Origin of the sequence: Streptomyces longispororuber, from assembly GCF_024448165.1 — a bacterium.
Taxonomy (GTDB): Bacteria; Actinomycetota; Actinomycetes; order Streptomycetales; family Streptomycetaceae; genus Streptomyces; species Streptomyces longispororuber_A.
Genome location: NZ_JAMOLN010000004.1, coordinates 65,885 through 84,330, shown reverse-complemented (window position 1 = coordinate 84,330; position 18,446 = coordinate 65,885). Strand labels below are relative to the sequence as shown.

Genomic DNA, 18,446 nt, shown 5'->3' with positions numbered 1-18,446 from the left:
ACCTGCCGGTGCTCACCACTCCACACGTATGCCGCCGCACACGCGGCGGCCGACGCATGGCCGGGCAGCCACCCCCTGACCAACCCGTACGCCCCGGACCGGCTAGGCGGCCTCGCGGCGGGCCACGGCGCGGAGCTTGCGCAGGGCGTTGTGGTGACGGCTCTTCACGGTTCCGGTCGGCACGCCCAGGATGCCGGCGGTCTCCTGGATGCTGCGGTCGCACAGGTAGATGTGCACCAGTACGGCGCGGTGTTCGGGGGAGAGCCGGAGCAGCAGCGGCCTGACCACCAGGGTGTCGTGGACGAGCGCCGTGCCGTCCGGGCCCGAAGCGCGCTCGTGGTGGGCCTCCCCGACGACTTCCCGTCGTACGTGCGCCCTGCGGACCCGGTCGATGACCAGGTGGCGGGCGACCGTGAAGAGCCAGCCCCGGACCGACCCCTCCATGCCGAGCAGCCGGTCGATGTTCCGCCAGGCCCGGATGACGGTCTCCTGGGCGATGTCCTCGGCGAGCCCGCGATCGCCCAGCATCTTCTCGGCGTACGAGACCAGTCCGGCGCGGTGCTCTCCCACGATGGTCCGGAGAAGTTCCGACCCGGCGGCCTCGGACCGGGGGACGCCGGCCCCGGAGAGGCCGGATCGCGAGGTGCCGGTTCGGGTCACAGCCGTGACGGACGTGGCCATAGCGTTCTGAGCCATCCTGGTTCTGTGTCGTGCGGCGACGTGACGCGGCGACGAGCCGTCGTGGGGGCCGCGGACAGCGGCGAGCGGTAGGAACCCATTGTAGGTGGGTGTGCCGGGATCACACGTGTGACTTATCTCGCCGCATTCGGGGAAACCCCACACCCCGTGACGTCAGAGGAACTCCGACGGCGCCGGCCCGTAGCCCCAGGTGACCGCCGTCGTGGACCACGCCGACACCTGAGTGGCGTCGGGCCACCGGCGGCCCACCGCGGTCGCGGTGGTATGGAGCGCGGGACCGTCGCACGCCACTGGTGTCGCGGTGGGTTCGGAACGGCGACGCCACCGCCGGAGAGCGCCTGTGTGGTTCTGCTTCTTCATGAACATGATGTGTCGTCCCTCGTCATCGGCGTGACCGCCCGGTCCGGTGCGGGCCCCGTGCCGGGGGAAGTGGCACGGGACCCGCGGTCTGGGTGCTCCCCGTTCGGGTCGAGAGGTGCTCGGTTGCCTGCCGGGCCGACAGTGGATCCGTCGTCACCGGTTGAGGCGGTGATACGAGCATGGCAGCACATTCGTCACCCGTCAAGCTGGTGACGAGTGAATGCGCGACGCGAGGGCGGAAGCGAGACACATGTGAACCCGGAACGGGCCCGGGACCGTTCTCATGTCGGACGCCCGGACCACAGCTGTCTCGGGGCCGCAGCCGGCACATCGCCCGCACCCGACGACAGGAGACCCGGATGACCCCCACCACCGCAGACACCCACGACCAGGGACCGGCCGCCACCGGCCCCCTCTCCCCCGGAACCCACACGCACCACCACGACGGCCTCGTCCAGCGGTACCACGTGCATGGGAACGGGCCGGTGTGCGTCGTCCACCCCGGTGGCCCCGGAATCTTCTGGGAGTACCTGCGGATGCCCGCGCTGGAGGAGCACCTGACGATGGTGTACGTCGAGCCCATCGGCACCAGCGAGGGCAACCGCCTGCCCTCACACCCGCACGGCTACACCCGCGCCCGGTACAGCGAGGCCCTCGACCGGCTCATCCAGCACCTGGACGTGCCCGCGGTGCACCTGTTGGGGCATTCGCACGGCGCGTTCGTGGCCGCCCACCACGCCCTGCACCACCCCGAGCAGCTGGCAGGCGTCGTGCTGTACGAAGGCGCGCCCGTCACCGGACCGGAGCACGGCGCGGAAGCGGGGCGCAGGGTCGAGGAGTTCGCCGCGAAGCACAGTGAACAGCCCGGGCTCGGCGAGGTCCTGGCGGCGTTCGGCGCGATGTCCTCGATGGCGAGCGACGCCGACACGGTCGCCGTGGCCCGCGGCGTCTTCCCCTCGTACTTCGCCGACTACTGGGCCCACGAAGCGGAGTTGTCCCAGGTCCGGGACGCGATCAGGGCCACGTACATCTCCGGTCTGGACGAGCACGGCGCCCCGGACGTCATCGACGACCGCGCCGCGCTCAAGGAGCTGCGGGTGCCGGCCTTGGTGATCGTGGGCCGCCACGACGTGATCTGCGGCCCGCGCTGGGGCCTGGAACTGAGTGAGCTGATCCCCGGCTCACGGCTGCTGATGCTGGAGAACAGCGGTCACTTCGGGCACATCGAGGAGCCGTCGGTCTTCGCCGACGCCGTGCGCGACTTCGTGGCGGGACGAGCCTGAAGCGCTGCGACCCGAAGCGCGGCGCGGGGGATGCGCGGGCACGTGACGGTGACCGGGAGGTGTCCCGCTGGAGGGTTTCCAGCGGGACACCTCCCGGTCGCGACGGGCGCTGCCGTCGACGTCAACGGCTGTTCGCGGGCGCCTCGTTCAGGGCCGTGACCGCCTCGGCGGAGGGCTGCGGCGCCGCGGTGGCCTGCGCGGGCCTGGACTTGGCCAGCCAGAGGCCGGTGAACACGGCGGTGACCAAGGTGACGGCTCCTGCGGCGAGGAAGGCGCTGTTGAGGCCGGACTCGAAGGAGGCGCCGCCGGACTGCCGGGCGCGGACGATGGCTCCCAGGACGGCCACGCCGAACACCGCGCCGATCTGCCGGGTGGTGCTGCTGATGCCGGACGCGAGGCCGCCCTCCTGCGGGCTGACCGCCTGGATGGCGGCTCCCGTCAGCGGGGACATGGCCAGGGCGAAGCCGGCACCGGCGATGCCGAGCCGCCACCACACGTTCCCGTAGCCGGTGTCGGCGTGCACCGTGCCGAGTGCCAGCAGGCCGAGACCGGCCAGGGCCATGCCGACGGTGACCACGATGCGGAAGCCGTACCGCGCGGCGAGCCGGCCCGCGTACGGGCTGACGACCACCATCGCGAGGGACAGCGGCAGCGTCTGCAGGCCGGCGCGGAGGATCGAGCTGCCCTGGACGTACACGAAGAACTGGGAGAAGAAGAACGACGAGCCCATGAGCGCGAACCCCACCACCGTCATGGCGGTGTTGGACACGGTGAACAGGCGCCGGCGGAACAGGCCCAGCGGGAGCATCGGAGCGGACCGGCGTGCCTCGACGGCGATGAAGGCGGCGAGGAGGACCGCCGCGGCGGCGAAGCTGCCCAGGATGACCGGGGAGGTCCAGCCGCGGGCGGCGCCCTCGATCAGACCGTAGGTCAGGACGCCCACGGCCAGGACGGACAGCACCGTGCCCGGGACGTCGATCGCGGGAGCGTGCGGATTGCGGGACTCGCCGAGGTGGCGCACGCCGACCAGCAGCAGGACCACGCCGATGGGCAGGTTGACGAGGAAGATGGCGGGCCAGCCGAAGGCCTCGGTCAGCACGCCGCCGGCCACCGGGCCCGCGGCGAGACCGATGCCGCTGAACCCGGCCCACATCCCGATCGCCTTCATCCGCTCCTGCGGTACGGGATACGCGGCGGCGAGCAGGGCGAGCGAGGCGGGGCTCAGGGCCGCGGCTCCGACGCCCTGCAGCACGCGGCCGACGATCAGCCAGCCGAGCGAGGGCGCGAGGGCGCACAGCAGGGACGCGGCGGTGAACACCGCGACGCCGGTCAGGTACACCCGCTTGCGGCCGAAGCGGTCGGCGAAGACGCCGCCGGACAGCAGCAGCATGGCGACCAGCAGGACGTACGCGTCGACGATCCACTGCAGACCGGTCAGTTCGGTGTGCAGCCGGTGCTGCATGTCGGGCAGCGCGGCTCCGACGATCGTGTTGTCGAGCAGGACCATGAACTGGCCCAGGCAGGTCACCGTGAGCAGCACGGCCGGGTTCGACCGGCTGCCTGCGGTCGCGGGCGATGCAGCCATGGGGATTCCTCTCACTTGTTGGTTGAGCCTCTCCACGGCCGACGTGGTCAGCCCCGAGCGCCCTAAAGCAGTCAGGGACTGCGTTAGGCGACTATAGAACGGGTCACCTCACAAACGCAAGTCCTGACTGCGTTAAGGTGGAGGGATGAACGAGCGACAGCCGGTCCGGCGGCCCGGCGGACGCAGCGCGCGCGTCGGCGCGCAGGTGCACCAGGCCGTCACCGACCTCATCAGTGAGCGCGGCTACGGCAACTTCACCGTCGGCGAGGTCGCCACCCGCGCGGGCGTGGCCGACAGCAGCATCTACCGCCGGTGGGGCAGCCTGGAGGCCCTGCTCAGCGACGTGGCGCTCACCCGCCTCAACGCGCAGTCGCCGATGCCCGACACCGGGAGCGTCGCCGGCGACCTGCGCACGTACGCGGCCCAAGTGGCCCGCGAGATCACCGGACCCGACGGACTGGCGGTGGTGCGCCTGGCCGTCGCCCTGTCGGCCGACGGCCGGCAGGGCCCGCAGGCGCGCGACGGCCTCCTCGCCGAACGGACGCGGCAGATGCAGGCCATGCTCGATCGCGCCACCGAACGCGGTGAACGACCGCCCGGTGTGCTCGACGTGCTCGACCACGTCCTGGCCCCAATGTACATCCGCGTCCTGTTCGGCATGGAGCTCACTGCGGACTACGTCGACGGGCTGGTCGACCGGCTGCTGTCCTGACCGACCAGGTCCGCCGGAACCGGTTGGGCGGTGATGGTGCAGAGACGTTTGGTGGCCCGGGTGAGCGCCACGTACAAGTCCCTTTCCCCGCCCGGCCGGGCCGTGATGATTTCCTCGGGATTCATCACGACGACTCCGTCGAATTCCAGTCCGCGCGCTTCGGACGCCGGGACGATGCGGGCGTGCTGCGCGACTCCCTGGGTCGTCAGTTCGCCCACCCTGTCGTCCGCGCAGATCACTCCCAGCAGTTCGTCCGGCTGGGCGCTGTTCTGGGCGCGGAGTTCCCGCAGGACGGCGGTCGCCAATTCGTCGTGAGGTGTGGTCACGGTGCGCGGGCTTTCGCCGCTCCGCAGTGACCGGGTGGGTTCCTGGTCGGGGGCGATCCGCGTGAGCAGGTCCCGGACGCTGTCCAGGATCTCCTGCGTGGTGCGGTAACTGACGGTCAGGTTGTGCAGTTTGAACCGCGGTCCGACGTGCGGAGCCAGCGCTTCCTTCCAGTCCCGTGCGGTCGCGACCGGGCCCGCCTGGGCGAAGTCGCCCACCAGCGTCATCGCCCGTCCCGGACAGCGGCGCACGATCATCCGCCACTGCATGGCGGTGAGTTCCTGCGCCTCGTCGACGACGACGTGCCCGTACGTCCGCTCCGGCGGGCCGTCGACCAGGCTCGCCGCCTCGTCCAGCAACGGCACGTCGGCCTCGGTCCACGGGTCGTCGGGACCGCGCAGCAGAAGGTCTCGTTCGGGCGCGGTCAGGCGGGGCAGGTGCTCGGCGAGGGCGTCGGCGTCCGTCAGGAGCGCCTGCACGAGGGCGTCGGGGGCCAGGCGCGGCCACAGCTCCTCGACCGCTCCGTCGAAGCCCGCGTCCCCGAGAAGGTCGGCGCGCAGGGCGTCCAGGTCCAGTTCGTGGGCGGGACCCGGCTCGGCCGCGCCTTCGGCACGGCGCTGGGCGGCGCCCGTGAACCGGTCGAGGTTCAGGCCGGTCATCCTCTCGGCATCGGCGTCGATCTGCTCCAGCAGGTCACCCATGTCCCGCTGCATCGCGTCGGTGACGGCGTCGGCCAGGAGCTCCTTGAACACCTGGCGCGCGGGGTTGTGCCCCGGCACGGCCGACACGGCGGCGGCGCGGGCCGTGGCGACGTCCTCCTCGGACAGGTGGACGAGCTCCTGTCCGACGCGTACGGCGAAGTCGCCGTCGGGGGCCTGGTGGGTGCGCAGCAGCCCGGTCAAGGCGTCGGCGAGGTCCGAACCGCCCTTGAGGCGCGCCGTGTCGAACGAGTCCGTCACCATGTCCGCCGGGTCCGCCGGGTCCGCCGGGTCCAGAGCGGTCACGGTGTCCGTGGCCGTCGCGGCCAGTTCCCGGCAGGTCGCCAGGACGACGTCGTTCTCGCCGAGCGAGGGCAGGACCTGCGAGATGTAGTCGAGGAACCGGGCGTTGGGGCCCACCACCAGGACGCCCTCCTCCGCTGCGCGCGGGAACGCGTACAGGACGTAGGCCGCCCGGTGCAGGGCGACCACTGTCTTGCCGGTGCCGGGTCCGCCCTGCACCACGGTCACGCCGCGGTGGCGGGAGCGGACGATCTCGTCCTGCTCGGCCTGCAGCGTGGCGACGGCCGCGTGCATCCGGCCGGTGCGCCGGGCCGACAGCGCCTCGGTGAGCGGGCCGTCCCCCACGACGTCCTCGTCGGTCGGGTCGGTCCCGTCGAGCAGTTCGTCGCTCACCGAGACGACCGTGCGCTCGTCGAGGCGCAGGTGCCGGCGCCGCCGCAGGTCCATCGGGTGGACCGGCGTCGCCTCGTAGAAGGGCCGCGCCGCGTTCGCGCGCCAGTCCACGAGCAGGGGCAGGTCGTCCTCCTCGGTGTGCAGTCCGATCCGCCCGATGCGCAGGGCCGTGCCGTCCGTCCAGTCGATGCGGCCGAAGACGAGTCCTTTCTCGGCGCCCTCCAGCCGGCCGATCTCCTTGGCGAGGCGCTCGGCGGCGATTTCCCTCTCGTACGCCTCGCCTGCGCTGTCCGTCGGCGCCTTCAGCACACTCGCGCGCTGCGCTCTCGCCTCGGAAAGGCGCTCGCCGAGCACGGCGTACAAGGAGGACACATAATCCTGCTCCGATTCAACCGCACGCACAGCAGAATCATTCTTCTTCGACAACAAAGGGCTCCTTCGATTCGAGCCACACCATAGGGCCACAGCTCCCCAAAGGTAAGTCTTGACTTACCTGTTGGAGCCGTGCCCCCATGGCTGAATCCATGACGGCCGAACGTATTGCTCGTCGCTTACTTGTCGTGCATTTCGCTGTTCCGGATTTCGCTCATTGCACTCCCGGAGTTTGTGTGCCTCATTCCTTGAATTCGAGCCAGCGGCGGAGGTGCTCGGCGGTCCGTGCCGCGCCTTCCTCGATGATCGAGAAGTGGTCCCCCTCGATGTGCTCGGCCGGTCCGCGGTGCTGCCAGCCGGGGACGGGGTCGGCGTCCCCGAAGCCGCTCAGTGTCACGGTGGCCCGCAGGTTCAGCGTCGGCGCGGCGATCGGCTCGGCCACGCGCTCGGGGTAGATCCGCACGTAGCCGCCCATGGCGACCAGGCTGTGGTCGTCGACGGGGGTGAGTGCGTTGTCCCGGGTCAGGATCTGGCCCAACGCGTCGGTGAGCACACGGCGGTTGAGCTCGGGCTCCTGCGGGGAGTACGTGTCGATCATCGCGACGCCCGCGAGTTCGGCGCCGTCGTCCTCAAGGCGCCGGGCGACCGCATGGGCGAGCGCACCGCCCGCCGAGTAGCCGACGAGCGCCACCGGGCCGTGCCGCAGTTCCGCCGTGACGGCCGCGGCCAGGCTCCCGATCGCCGCCGCCCAGGTCGCCGGGAGGTCGTCGCCCGCGCGCATGCCGGGCAGCCGCAACGCGCTGACCTGCCGCTCGCCGGCCAACTCGCGGGCCAGGCGGGCGAACTGGTGCGGCCCTGAGCCCGCCAGGAACGAGGGGATGCAGATCAGCGCGGGTGCCGCCGAGCCGCGCGCGAGGAGTTGCGCGGCCGGGCGCTGCGCGGCGGCCTCGTCGGCGGTGTACGTGGGCATCAGCGCGGCGCTCGTGGTGAGCAGGGGCAGCGCCCCGGCCAGATCGCCGCGGCGATGGGCCGCCGCCACCAGGTCGGTGATCGTGCCGCGCACACCGGCCGGGGTCTGCTCGACCGCTTCGGTGGCGGACTCCTCGATCCGCGAGCCCACCAGTTTCGCCGCGTCGGCGGCGGTCGGGTGGTCGAAGATCAGCGTCGTCGGCAGGGTGAGCCCGGTCAACTGCGCGAGCCTGTTGCGGAATTCGACGGCGCCGAGGGAGTCGAAGCCGAGCTCGGTGAACGGCGCGTTCGGGTCGATCGCGTCGCCGGACGCGTGGCCGAGGACCGCCGCGGCGACGTTGCGCACCTCGCGCAGGATCACGGTGTCGCGGTCGGCGCCGGGCAGTGCGGCGAGCTGCTGCGCCAGGCCGGCCCCGGCACCCGCCTCGGCCCGGGGAGCCCGGATCATGCCGCGCAGCACCGCGGGCAGGGTGCCGGCGCGCGCCAGGTCGGTGAGCGCCGCCGTGTCCAGCAGCGCCGTCATCGGGGTCGCCCGGCCGGTGGCCAGGGCGCTGTCGAACAGCGCCATCCCGGAGTCCGGTTCGATCGGGACGAGGCCGAGCCTGGCCCGGATCTGGCGGGCGTACTGCTCGGCGCCGTCCCCGCCGAGCGCCCCCGCCATGCCGACGGTCCACAGGCCCCAGGCCAGCGAGTGCGCGGGCAGGCCCGCACTGCGCCGCACGCGGGCCAGCGCGTCCAACGCGCTGTTCGCGGCGGCGTAGTTGCCCTGTCCCTGGCCGCCGAGCAGCGGCGCCGCGGACGAGAACAGCACGAACGCCGACAGGTCCAGGTCGCGGGTCAGCTCGTGCAGGTGCAGGGCCGCGTCGACCTTCGGCGCCAGCACCCGGGTCGTCTGACCGGTGGTGAGGGACGCGAGGGTGCCGTCGTCCAGGACGCCCGCCGCGTGGATGACGGCGGTCAGCGGCGCATCGGCGTCGATGCCGGCCAACAGGGCCTGTACGGCGCCGCGTTCGGTGACGTCGCACGCCTCGACCCGGACGTCGGCGCCGAGGCCGGTCAGCTCGGCGACCAGTTCGGCGGCGCCGTCGGCGGCGGCGCCGCGCCGCGATGCCAGCAGCAGCCGTCGGGCGCCGTGCGCGGTGACCAGATGCCGGGCGACGATCGCGCCGATGCCACCGGTGCCGCCGGTGACGAGCACCGTGCCGTGGTCGAACGACGGTGGTGTACCGCCCGGTTCGGTGGCGGGCAGCTGGTGCAGTCGCGGTGCCAGGAGGCGGCCCTCGCGTACCGCCAGGTGCGGTTCGTCCTGGGCCACGGCGTCGGCGAGCGTCGTGAGCGGCAGGGCGTCACGGTCGTGGTCGACGAGCAGGAACCGGCCCGGGTGCTCGGACTGGGCGCTGCGCACCAGACCCGTCACGGCGGCCGCGACCAGATCGGGTTCCTCGCCGGGCAGTCCGGCGGCCGTGTGCGTCACGATCGCGAGCCGGCCGGGGAGTTCGGCGTCCGTCCAGCCCTGGAGCAGGGCGAGCGTCGTCAGCACGCCGGCGTGTACGTCCGCCGCTCCGGCGCCGGTCGCGCGCGGCGCCGACCACACCACGGTGTCGGGGGCGTCCGGCAGCGCGGCGAGTTCCGCGAGATCGGCGCAGTGGGTCAGGGGCTCGGAGGCGTCGACGGTCGCCGGGTCGCCGAGCACGGCGACGCGTCCGGTGTCCGCCGGGGAGGCGGCGGGCACGGCGGTCCAGTCGACGTCGAACAGCGGTGCCCCGCCGCGCAGTCGGGCCAGTGCCTGCCGCTCGACGGGGCGGGTCCGCACCGACTCCACGCTCAGCACGGGGCCGCCGGTCGCGTCGACCGCGGTCACGCCGAAGGTGTCCGGTGCGGTGCGGACGACGCGGACGCGTACGGCACTCGCACCGGCCCGGGCCAGCTGGACGCCGTCGAAGGCGGACGGCAGGGGCACCCCTGCGTCGGGCCCGGCCGCGGCGAGCGGGTCGACCGCCGCGTGGAACACGGCGTCCAGCAGCGCCGGGTGGAGTCCGAAGGCGGCGGCGCGCGCCGCGGTGTCGGTGTCGAGCGCCAGGTCGGCGAAGACTTCCTCGCCCCGCGTCCACGCGGCGCGCACGCCCTGGAACACGGGGCCGTATCCGAAGCCGAGGTCGGCGAGGGCGCGGTACATCTGCTGTCCGTCGACCGGTTCGGCCGCTGCCGGGGGCCACGTCCGGGCCCAGTCGGGCGCCGTGGACGGTGCGGTCGGTACGGCGGGGGTGAGCAGGCCACGAGCGTGCGGCACCCAGGTGTCGGCGGCGCGGGAGTGGACGGCGACGGTCCGGTGCCCGTCGGCGTCGGGTGCGCCCACGGCGAGCTGGAGGTCCGCGGCACCGTCGGCCGGGAGGACCAGCGGCGCTTCCAACTCCAGCCGTGCCAGGCGGGGCACGTCGAGCCGGGCGCCGGCGGCCAGCGCCAGCTCCACGAAACCGGTGCCCGGCAGCAGGGTCGTGCCGAGGACGGTGTGGTCGGCGAGCCACGGGTGCGTACGCAGCGAGAGCCTGCCGGTGAACAGCCACTCGTCCGTGCCGGCGAGCTGCACCTGAGCGTGCAGCAGTGGGTGGTCGGCGGAGTCGGCGCCGGCGAGCGGCGCGACGGCCTCCGCCGGTCGCAGCCAGAACCGTTCGTGCTGGAAGGGGTAGGTGGGCAGCGGTATCCGGGCCTGCGGCCGTACCCCGAAGTAGGCGGCCCAGCGCACCGGCCGGCCCGCGCCGTGCGCGGCGGCCAGTGCGGCAGCCAGCTGCTCGGGCTCGGCGGCCGTGCGCCGGGACGTCGCGACCGCCGAGGCGCGTGCGGCGGGGTCCGTCGCCAGGGTGGCGCGGGTCATGGCCGTCAGCACCGCGTCCGGCCCCAGCTCCACGAACAGGCTCACGCCCGCGTCGTGCAGTGACCGCACCGCCGGGGCGAAGCGCACGGCCTCGCGCACCTGCCGCACCCAGTACTCGGGCGTCGTCACGGAGTCGTCGCCGAGGGTGCCGGAGACCGTGGAGCACAAGGGGATGCGCGGCTGGTGGTACGTCAGGTCCGCGGCGATCTCCGCGAAGTCGGCCAGCATCGGATCCATCAGGGCGGAGTGGAAGGCGTGGCTCACCCGCAGCCTGCTGGTCCTGACGCCCTCGGCCGTCAGCCGCGATGCGAGGGCCGCCACCGCGTCGCCGTCGCCGGAGAGGACGACGGCGTCCGGGGCGTTCACGGCGGCCAGCGAGACGGTGCCGCCCGCCGGACCGGCGGCGGCCTCGGCGAGGAGTTCCTCGGCCCGTGCCTCCGGCACCGCGGCGGCCAGCATGCTCCCGCCCGTCGGCAGCGCGCCCATCAGGCGGCCCCGGGCGGCGACGAGGCGGCAGGCGTCGGACAGTGACCACACCCCGGCCACGTGGGCCGCGGCCAGTTCGCCGATCGAGTGACCGGCCAGCGCGTCCGGCGTCACGCCCAGCGACTCGACGAGGCGGTACATCGCCACTTCGAACGCGAACAGGGCGGGCTGGGCGTACTCGGTGCGGTCCAGCAGGGTCTCGGCCGTCGTGCCGGACATGACGTCCCGCAGCGGGTGTTCCAGGTGCGCGTCGAACTCCGCGCACACCTCGTCGAGCGCGGCGGCGAAGACCGGGAACTCCCGGTGCAGTCCGGCGCCCATGCCGGTGCGCTGCGCGCCCTGGCCGGTGAACAGGAACGCGGTCGTGCCCGTCCGGCCGATGCCGTCGGTGATGCCCTGTCCGGCTTCGTCGGCCGCCAGGTGCGCGAGGGCCGTCAGCAGCGTCTCCCGGTCGGGGCCCACGACGGCGGCGCGCCGTTCGAGTCGGGCGCGGTGCAGCGCCAGGGTCGCCGCGACGTCGGTCAGGTCGAGGTCCGGGTGTGCGCGCAGGGCGTCGTGCACTCGGCGTGCCTGGGTCCGCAGCGCGGCGGGCGTCCGTGCGGACAGCAGCAGCGGCAGGGCCGCCGGGCGCTGCGGGTCGACCGGCTGCGGCGGGGCCGCGGGCGCCTCCTCGATGATCACGTGCGCGTTGGTGCCGCTGATCCCGAACGAGGACACGCCCGCCCGGCGCGGCCGCTCCCCGGCCGGCCACGGCTCGGCCTCGGTCAGGATCCGTACCGCGCCCTCCGCCCACTCCACGTGCGACGACGGGGCGTCGACGTGCAGGGTGGGCGGCAGCACCTCGTGCCGCAGCGCCTGCACCATCTTGATCACACCGCCGACACCGGCCGCCGCCTGCGTGTGCCCGATGTTCGACTTCAGCGACCCGATCCGCAGCGGTTCGGCGCGCTCCTGCCCGTACGCGTTGATCAGCGCCTGCGCCTCGATGGGGTCGCCCAGCGTGGTGCCCGTGCCGTGCGCCTCCACCGCGTCCACGTCGGCCGCGGCGACTCCCGCGTTGACCAGCGCCTGCGCGATCACCCGCTCCTGGGAGGGGCCGTTGGGCGCGGTCAGGCCGTTGCTCGCGCCGTCCTGGTTGATGGCGCTGCCGCGGATCACGGCGAGCACCGGGCGCCCGTTGCGCCGCGCGTCGGAGAGCCGCTCAAGAGCGAGTACGCCCACGCCCTCGGCCCACGAGACGCCGTCCGCGGCGTCCGAGAACGCCTTGCAGCGCCCGTCGGGCGACAGCGCCCGCTGCCGGGAGAACTCCAGGAACAGCAGCGGGGTCGACATGACCGTCACCCCGCTGGCCAGGACCAGCGACGTCTCCCCCGCGCGCAGTGCCTGCACCGCCAGGTGCAGGGCCACCAGCGACGACGAGCACGCGGTGTCCACGGTCACCGCGGGCCCTTCGAGGCCGAGGGAGTAGGACACCCGGCCGGAGACGACGCTGCCGGCCGATCCGGTCGCCAGATAGCCTTCCGCGGCGCCGTCGGCGGCGTCGCGCGCCGTGTGGCCGTAGTCCTGGTACATGACGCCCGCGTACACCCCGGTGTCGCTGCCGCGCAGCGAGGTCGGGTCGATGCCTGCGTCCTCCAGGGCTTCCCAGGACGCCTCGAGCAGCAGCCGCTGCTGCGGGTCCATCGCGGCCGCCTCACGGGGGCCGATGCCGAAGAATGCGGCGTCGAAGTCGCCCGCGGCCTGCAGGAATCCGCCTTCGCGGGTGTAGATCCTGCCGGGTTTGCCGGGGGCGCTGTCGTAGAGGCGGTCGGGGTCCCAGCCGCGGTCGCCCGGGATCGGGGTGATCGCGTCGACGCGCCCGTCGATCAGGTCCCAGAGCTGGTCGGGGTTCTCCACGCCGCCGGGGTAGCGGCAGCTCATGCCGACGATCGCGATCGGCTCGTCGTCCCCGGCCCTGGCCCTGGACCCGGTCGCGGCGGGGCGCGGTCGCGCCGGCTCGGAACCGTCGACCCGGGTGCGCAGGAAGCCCGCGACGGCGGCGGCGGTCGGATAGTCGAAGACGAGGGTGGACGGGAGCTGGACGCCGGTCGCGGCGGTCACCTTGTTGCGGAACTCGACGCCGCCGAGCGAGTCGAAGCCCAGCTCCGTGAAGGGTGTCTCGGGGTCGACGGCGTCGGCCGACTCGTGGCCGAGGACAGCGGCGGCGATCGCGCGGACCTCGTGGCGGATCAGCGCCTCCCACTGGTCGGCGGGGGCGTCGAGCAGCCGCTGGCGCAACGGGCTGTCGGCGACCCGGCCGCCGCGCGACGGTACGTGGATCAGGCCGCGCAGCACCGCGGGCAGCGTGCCGAGCCGGCCCAGCGCGGTGAGGGCGGGGGTGTCGAGCAGCGCGGTCATCAGCAGCGGTTCGCCGGTGCTCAGCGCGTCGTCGAACATCCGCATGCCGGCGTCCGGTTCGATCGGGGCCAGGCCGAGCCGGGCGCGGATCTGCCGGGCCAGGTGGTCGCCGCCCGCGTCGTTCAGCGCGTCGGCCATGCCGCGCTTCCACAGGCCCCAGGCCAGCGAGTGCGCGGGCAGACCGGCGCTGCGGCGGACCTGCGCCAGGGCGTCCATCGCGGCGTTCGCGGCCGCGTAGTTGCCCTGGCCGTGCCCGCCGAGCAGCGGTCCTGCGGAGGAGAACAGGACGAACGCCGACAGGTCGAGGTCGCGGGTGAGTTCGTGCAGGTGCCAGGCGGCGTCGGCCTTCGGGGCGAGCACCCGGTCCACCTGCGCGGCGGTCAGGGTCTCGATCGTGCCGTCGTCGGCCACGCCCGCGGTGTGCACGACGGCGGTCAGCGGTGCGTGCGCCGGGACGGACTCCAGCAGCGCGGCGACGGCGGCGCGGTCGCTGACGTCGCACGCGGCGACGCGTACGGCGGCGCCCAGTCCGGTCAGTTCGGTGACCAGGTCCTCGACGCCCGGCGCGGCGGAGCCGCGGCGCGAGGCGAGCAGCAGTGCGCGTACCCCGTGCCGGGTGACCAGGTGGCGTGCGGTGACGGCGGCGAGGCCGCCCGCGCCGCCGGTGATCAGGACGGTGCCGTCGCCGAAGGGCCGGTCGGCCGGTTCGGCGGCGGTCGCGCGGATCAGCCGGGGCGCCAACGCGCCGCCGTCGCGGAGGGCGAGTTGGGGTTCGTCGGTGGCGATCGCTGCGGCGATCCGGCGGTGCAGGTCCGCGGAGTCGTGGCCCGTGTCGTCGTCCGGGTCGCCGGTGTCGAGGTCGACGTTCACGATGCGGCCCGGGTGTTCCGATTGCGCACTGCGGACCAGGCCGCGGACGGCCGCCGCCGCGGGGTCCGGCGTCTCACCGGGCAGGCCCGCTCCGTTGCGGGTCAGGACGGTCAGCGTCGCGTCGGCGCAGCCCGGTTCGGCGAGCCAGTCGCGCAGGACGGCGAGGGCGCGGTGCACAGCGGCGCGGACGGTCGCGGGGACCGCACCGGCGCGGTCGCCGTCCGCCGGCTCCGTATCGGGCGACCAGAGAACGGCCGCACCGGTGTGGTCCCCGCTCGCCGCGAACGCCGCGACGTCCTCGAACGTCTCGGCGCAGCCCGCGAACGGGCTTCCCAGCGCGACCAGTTGGCGGTCCGGCGCGGCGGGCGCGGTCACCGGCGTCCAGTCGAGGGCGTAGAGCGGGGTGCGGGCCCCGGCGAGGGCGCTCGCGTCCGCGGGGCGGGCGAGCACGGCGTCGATCGACAGCACCGGGGCGCCTGCGGTGTCGCAGGCGTCGATGCGCACCTTCTCGGGACCGGAGCGGATGATGCGGGCGCGGACCGCGGCGGCGCCGGGCCGGAACACACGGACGCCGCCGAAGCAGAACGGCAGGGGCAGCCTGCCGTCGGGCAGGTCCTCGGCGAGCACGTCGATGGCGGCGTGGAAGACCGCGTCCAGGAGCGCCGGATGCACCCCGAAGCCCGCCGCGCGGCCCGCTGTCGTCTCGTCCAGGGCCACCTCGGCGAACACGTCGTCGGCACCGGTCCAGGCGGCGCGCACGCCCTGGAAGCTGGGTCCGTAGCCGAATCCCAGGTCGGTGAGCCGGTCGTACAGGTGCGTCGCGTCGACCGGTTCGGCGTCGGCCGGCGGCCAGTCGGGGCCGGACCACTGCGGGGTCCGGCCGTCGTCGGGGGCGAGGGTGCCGGTGGCGTGCAGCGTCCAGTCCGGCTCGCCCGGCTGTGCCGGGCCGGTGCCGGTGGCGGCCCGCGAGTGGATCGACAGGCTCCGGCGGCCGGTGTGGTCGGGCTCGGTCACCGAGAGCTGTACGTCCACGGCGTCGTCGCCGTCGAACAACAGCGGTGTCGCCAGGACGAGTTCGTCCAGGACGGGCAGGTCCAGGCGGTGGCCCGCGGCCAGCGCGAGGTCGACGAACCCGGTGCCGGGCAGCAGCACGGAGCCGAAGGCCGTGTGGTCGGCGATCCACGGCTGGCCGGTGGCGGAGAGCCTGCCGCTGAACAGCCACTCGTCGCGGCCGGCGAGCGGCGCGGCGACGCGCAGCATCGGGTGGTCGAGCCCGGCGAGGCCGGCGCGGCCCAGGTCACCGAGGGCGCCGTCGTCGGACTGCACCCAGTAGCTGCGGTGCTGGAAGGCGTAGACGGGCAGGTCGAGGTGGGTGGCCGGCCGTCGGGGCGACAGCAGCGTCCAGTCGACGGTGACGCCGGAGCAGTGGGCGTCGGCGAGCAGCCGCAGGAACTGGTCGGCCTCGTCGACGGTGCGCCGGGACGCCGCCGCGACCAGCGAGCGGGACGCGAGCTCGTCGCCCAGCGTCTGACGGGTCAGCGCGGCCAGCACCGCGTCGGGACCGACCTCGACGAAGCGGCGCACGCCCGCGTCGGCGAGCGACCGCACCGCCGGGGCGAACCGCACGGCCTCGCGCACCTGCCGCACCCAGTACTGCGGCGTCAGCAGTTCGGGACCGGCCGGCGCACCGGACACGGTGGAGCACACGTCGATGCGGGGCGTGCGGTACTCCACCGACGCGGCGACCTGCTCGTACTCGGCGAGCATCGGCTCCATCAGCGCCGAGTGGAAGGCGTGACTGACCGTCAGCCGGTGGGTCTTCACGCCCTCTTGGGACAGTTGGTCGTGCAGGGCGTCGATCGCCGCCGTCCCGCCGGAGAACACGGCCGCGGCGGGCGCGTTCACGGCCGCCAGCGAGACCGTCCCGGCCGCGACCAGTTCCCGTGCCCGCTCCTCCGGTACGGCGGCGGCGAGCATCGCTCCCCCGGCCGGCAGCGCGCCCATCAGCCGGCCGCGGGCGGCGACGAGCCGGCAGGCGTCGGCCAGCGACCACACCCCGGCCACGTGGGCCGCGGCCAGCTCGCCGATCGAGTGCCCGACGACCACGTCCGGGGTGACGCCGAACGACTCCAGGAGGCGGTACAGCGCGACCTCGTACGCGAACAGCGCGGGCTGCGTGTATTCCGTCCGGTCGAGCAGGGCAGCCGTGCGCCCGCTGTCGTCGGCGCCGGTCCCGGAGGCGTCGGTCCCGGTGGACATGACCGTACGCAGCGGCACCTTGAGCAGGGGGTCGAACGCGGCGCACACCTCGTCGAGGGCGGCGGCGAACACCGGGAACGCGGCGGCCAGCTCATCGCCCATACCGGCGCGTTGGGCGCCCTGCCCGGTGAACAGGAAGGCCGTGTCACCGGCGGTGGCGACGCCCGACACGACGTGCGGGGACGCCGCCCCGGTCGACAGGGCGGTGAGGCCGGCGAGCAGGGCGGCCCGGTCGGCGCCGAGCACCGCGCCGCGCCGGCCCAGCTGGGCGCGGGTACCGGTCAGCGCGGCGGCGACGTCGGCGTCGTCCGCGTCGGGGTGGTCGGCGAGCCAGGCCAGCAGTCGGCCCGCCTGGGCCTGGAGCGCGGTCTCCGTCTTGGCCGAGAGCAGCCACGGGGCAGGCCGCGTCGGCCGCGCGACGACATCCGGCCCCGTCTCCGGTCCGGTCGCCGGGTCTGTCTCCGGGTCGGCGGCGCGGTCGCGCGGCGCCTCTTCGAGGATCACGTGGGCGTTGGTCCCGCTGATGCCGAAGGACGAGACGCCCGTCCGGCGCGGCCGGTCCAGCTCCGGCCACTGCTGAGCCTGCGTCAGCAGCCGTACCGTGCCCGCCGACCAGTCGACCTCGGGGGTGGGCTCGGCGACGTGCAGCGTCGTGGGCAGGACGCCCTCGCGCATCGCCGTCACCATCTTGATCACGCCCGCGACGCCCGCGGCGGCCTGCGTGTGACCGATGTTCGACTTGACGGAGCCCAGCCACAACGGGTTGTCGTCGCCGTGGGCCTGCCCGTACGTGGACAGCAGCGCCCGCGCCTCGATCGGGTCGCCAAGCCGCGTGCCCGTGCCGTGCGCCTCCACGGCGTCCACCTCGGACGCCGACAGCCGCGCGTTGGCCAGCGCGTCCCGGATGACCCGCTCCTGCGCGGGTCCGTTCGGCGCGGTCAACTGGCTGCTCGCACCGTCCTGGTTGACGGCGGTGCCGCGGACCACCGCGAGCACCCGGTGCCCGTTGCGCCGCGCGTCCGACAGCCGCTCCAGGACGAGGACGCCGACGCCCTCGGCCCAGCCCGTGCCGTCCGCCGACGACGAGAACGCCTTGCAGCGGCCGTCCGGCGCCAGGCCGCGCTGCCGGGAGAACTCCACGTACGTGCCCGGGGTCGCCATCACCGTCACCCCGCCGGCGAGCGCCATCGAGCACTCGCCCTGGCGCAGCGACTGCGCGGCGAGGTGCAGCGCGACGAGCGAGGACGAGCAGGCGGTGTCGACGGTGACCGCCGGGCCTTCGAGACCGAAGGTGTAGGCGAGGCGGCCCGACGCGACGCTGCCCGCGCTGCCGGTCAGCAGGTAGCCCTCGAAGTCCTCGGGCGCGTTGGGGCGGGAGCCGTAGTCGTCGTACATGACGCCCACGTACACGCCGGTACGGGTGCTGCGCAGCGCGGTCGGGTCGATGCCCGCGTGCTCGAACGCCTCCCAGCCGGTCTCCAGGAGCAGCCGCTGCTGGGGGTCCATCGCCGCCGCCTCGCGGGGGCCGATGCCGAAGAACTCGGCGTCGAACCGGTCCGCCTCGTGCAGGAAGCCGCCTTCGCGGGCGTACGAGGTCCCGAGGTGGTCGGGGTCCGGGTGGTACAGGTTCTCCAGGTCCCAGCCGCGGCCCTCCGGGAACGGGCCCACGGCGTCGCGTCCGGCGCTCAGCAGCTCCCACAGGTCGTCGGGGGAGGCGATGCCGCCCGGGAGCCGGCACGCCATGCCCACGATCGCGATCGGCTCGTGCGCGCGCTCCTCCAGGTCGTGCACGCGCTGACGGCTCTCCCGCAGGTCGACCGTCGCCCGCTTGAGGTAGTCGCGGAGTTTCTGCTCGTTGCTCATG

General features: G+C 74.1%; 6 protein-coding genes. 2 read left to right on the top strand and 4 right to left on the bottom strand.

What is annotated here, in order from left to right:
- Positions 1 to 102: 102 nt before the first annotated feature.
- Positions 103 to 696 carry a sigma-70 family RNA polymerase sigma factor gene (locus M4J07_RS02235; protein ID WP_255966548.1) on the bottom strand — a complete coding sequence of 198 codons (594 nt, stop codon included), beginning with the start codon at positions 694 to 696 and terminating at the stop codon, positions 103 to 105.
- A 722-nt stretch (positions 697 to 1,418) separates the two neighbouring features.
- On the opposite strand from M4J07_RS02235, the gene M4J07_RS02230 reads away from it, so the two are divergent.
- Positions 1,419 to 2,342, top strand: coding sequence for an alpha/beta fold hydrolase (locus tag M4J07_RS02230; protein ID WP_255966546.1), 924 nt, complete (start codon positions 1,419 to 1,421; stop codon positions 2,340 to 2,342).
- Positions 2,343 to 2,463: 121 nt separating this feature from the next.
- Here the strand turns inward: M4J07_RS02230 and M4J07_RS02225 are convergent, their stop codons facing one another.
- Positions 2,464 to 3,927, bottom strand: coding sequence for an MFS transporter (locus tag M4J07_RS02225; protein ID WP_255966544.1), 1,464 nt, complete (start codon positions 3,925 to 3,927; stop codon positions 2,464 to 2,466).
- Positions 3,928 to 4,072: 145 nt separating this feature from the next.
- On the opposite strand from M4J07_RS02225, the gene M4J07_RS02220 reads away from it, so the two are divergent.
- On the top strand, positions 4,073 to 4,639 hold the full coding sequence (locus tag M4J07_RS02220; RefSeq protein ID WP_255966542.1) for a TetR/AcrR family transcriptional regulator: 567 nt from the start codon (positions 4,073 to 4,075) through the stop codon (positions 4,637 to 4,639).
- Here the strand turns inward: M4J07_RS02220 and M4J07_RS02215 are convergent.
- Together M4J07_RS02215 and M4J07_RS02210 are read right to left on the bottom strand one after the other, a co-directional pair.
- Positions 4,603 to 6,729, bottom strand: a complete 2,127-nt coding sequence (locus M4J07_RS02215) for a HelD family protein (protein ID WP_255966540.1) — start codon at positions 6,727 to 6,729, stop codon at positions 4,603 to 4,605. The two genes, M4J07_RS02220 and M4J07_RS02215, sit on opposite strands and share 37 nt — an antisense overlap.
- Positions 6,730 to 6,970: 241 nt before the next feature.
- Positions 6,971 to 18,445 carry a type I polyketide synthase gene (locus M4J07_RS02210; RefSeq protein WP_255966538.1) on the bottom strand — a complete coding sequence of 3,825 codons (11,475 nt, stop codon included), beginning with the start codon at positions 18,443 to 18,445 and terminating at the stop codon, positions 6,971 to 6,973.
- Position 18,446: the final 1 nt, after the last annotated feature.

What these genes read in the sequence shown, in the direction of transcription:
- M4J07_RS02235 (WP_255966548.1), bottom strand. Translation starts at nt 696, where the DNA reads ATGGCTCAGAACGCTATGGCCACGTCCGTCACGGCTGTGACCCGAACC.
- M4J07_RS02230 (WP_255966546.1), top strand. Translation starts at nt 1,419, where the DNA reads ATGACCCCCACCACCGCAGACACCCACGACCAGGGACCGGCCGCCACC.
- M4J07_RS02225 (WP_255966544.1), bottom strand. Translation starts at nt 3,927, where the DNA reads ATGGCTGCATCGCCCGCGACCGCAGGCAGCCGGTCGAACCCGGCCGTG.
- M4J07_RS02220 (WP_255966542.1), top strand. Translation starts at nt 4,073, where the DNA reads ATGAACGAGCGACAGCCGGTCCGGCGGCCCGGCGGACGCAGCGCGCGC.
- M4J07_RS02210 (WP_255966538.1), bottom strand. Translation starts at nt 18,445, where the DNA reads ATGAGCAACGAGCAGAAACTCCGCGACTACCTCAAGCGGGCGACGGTC.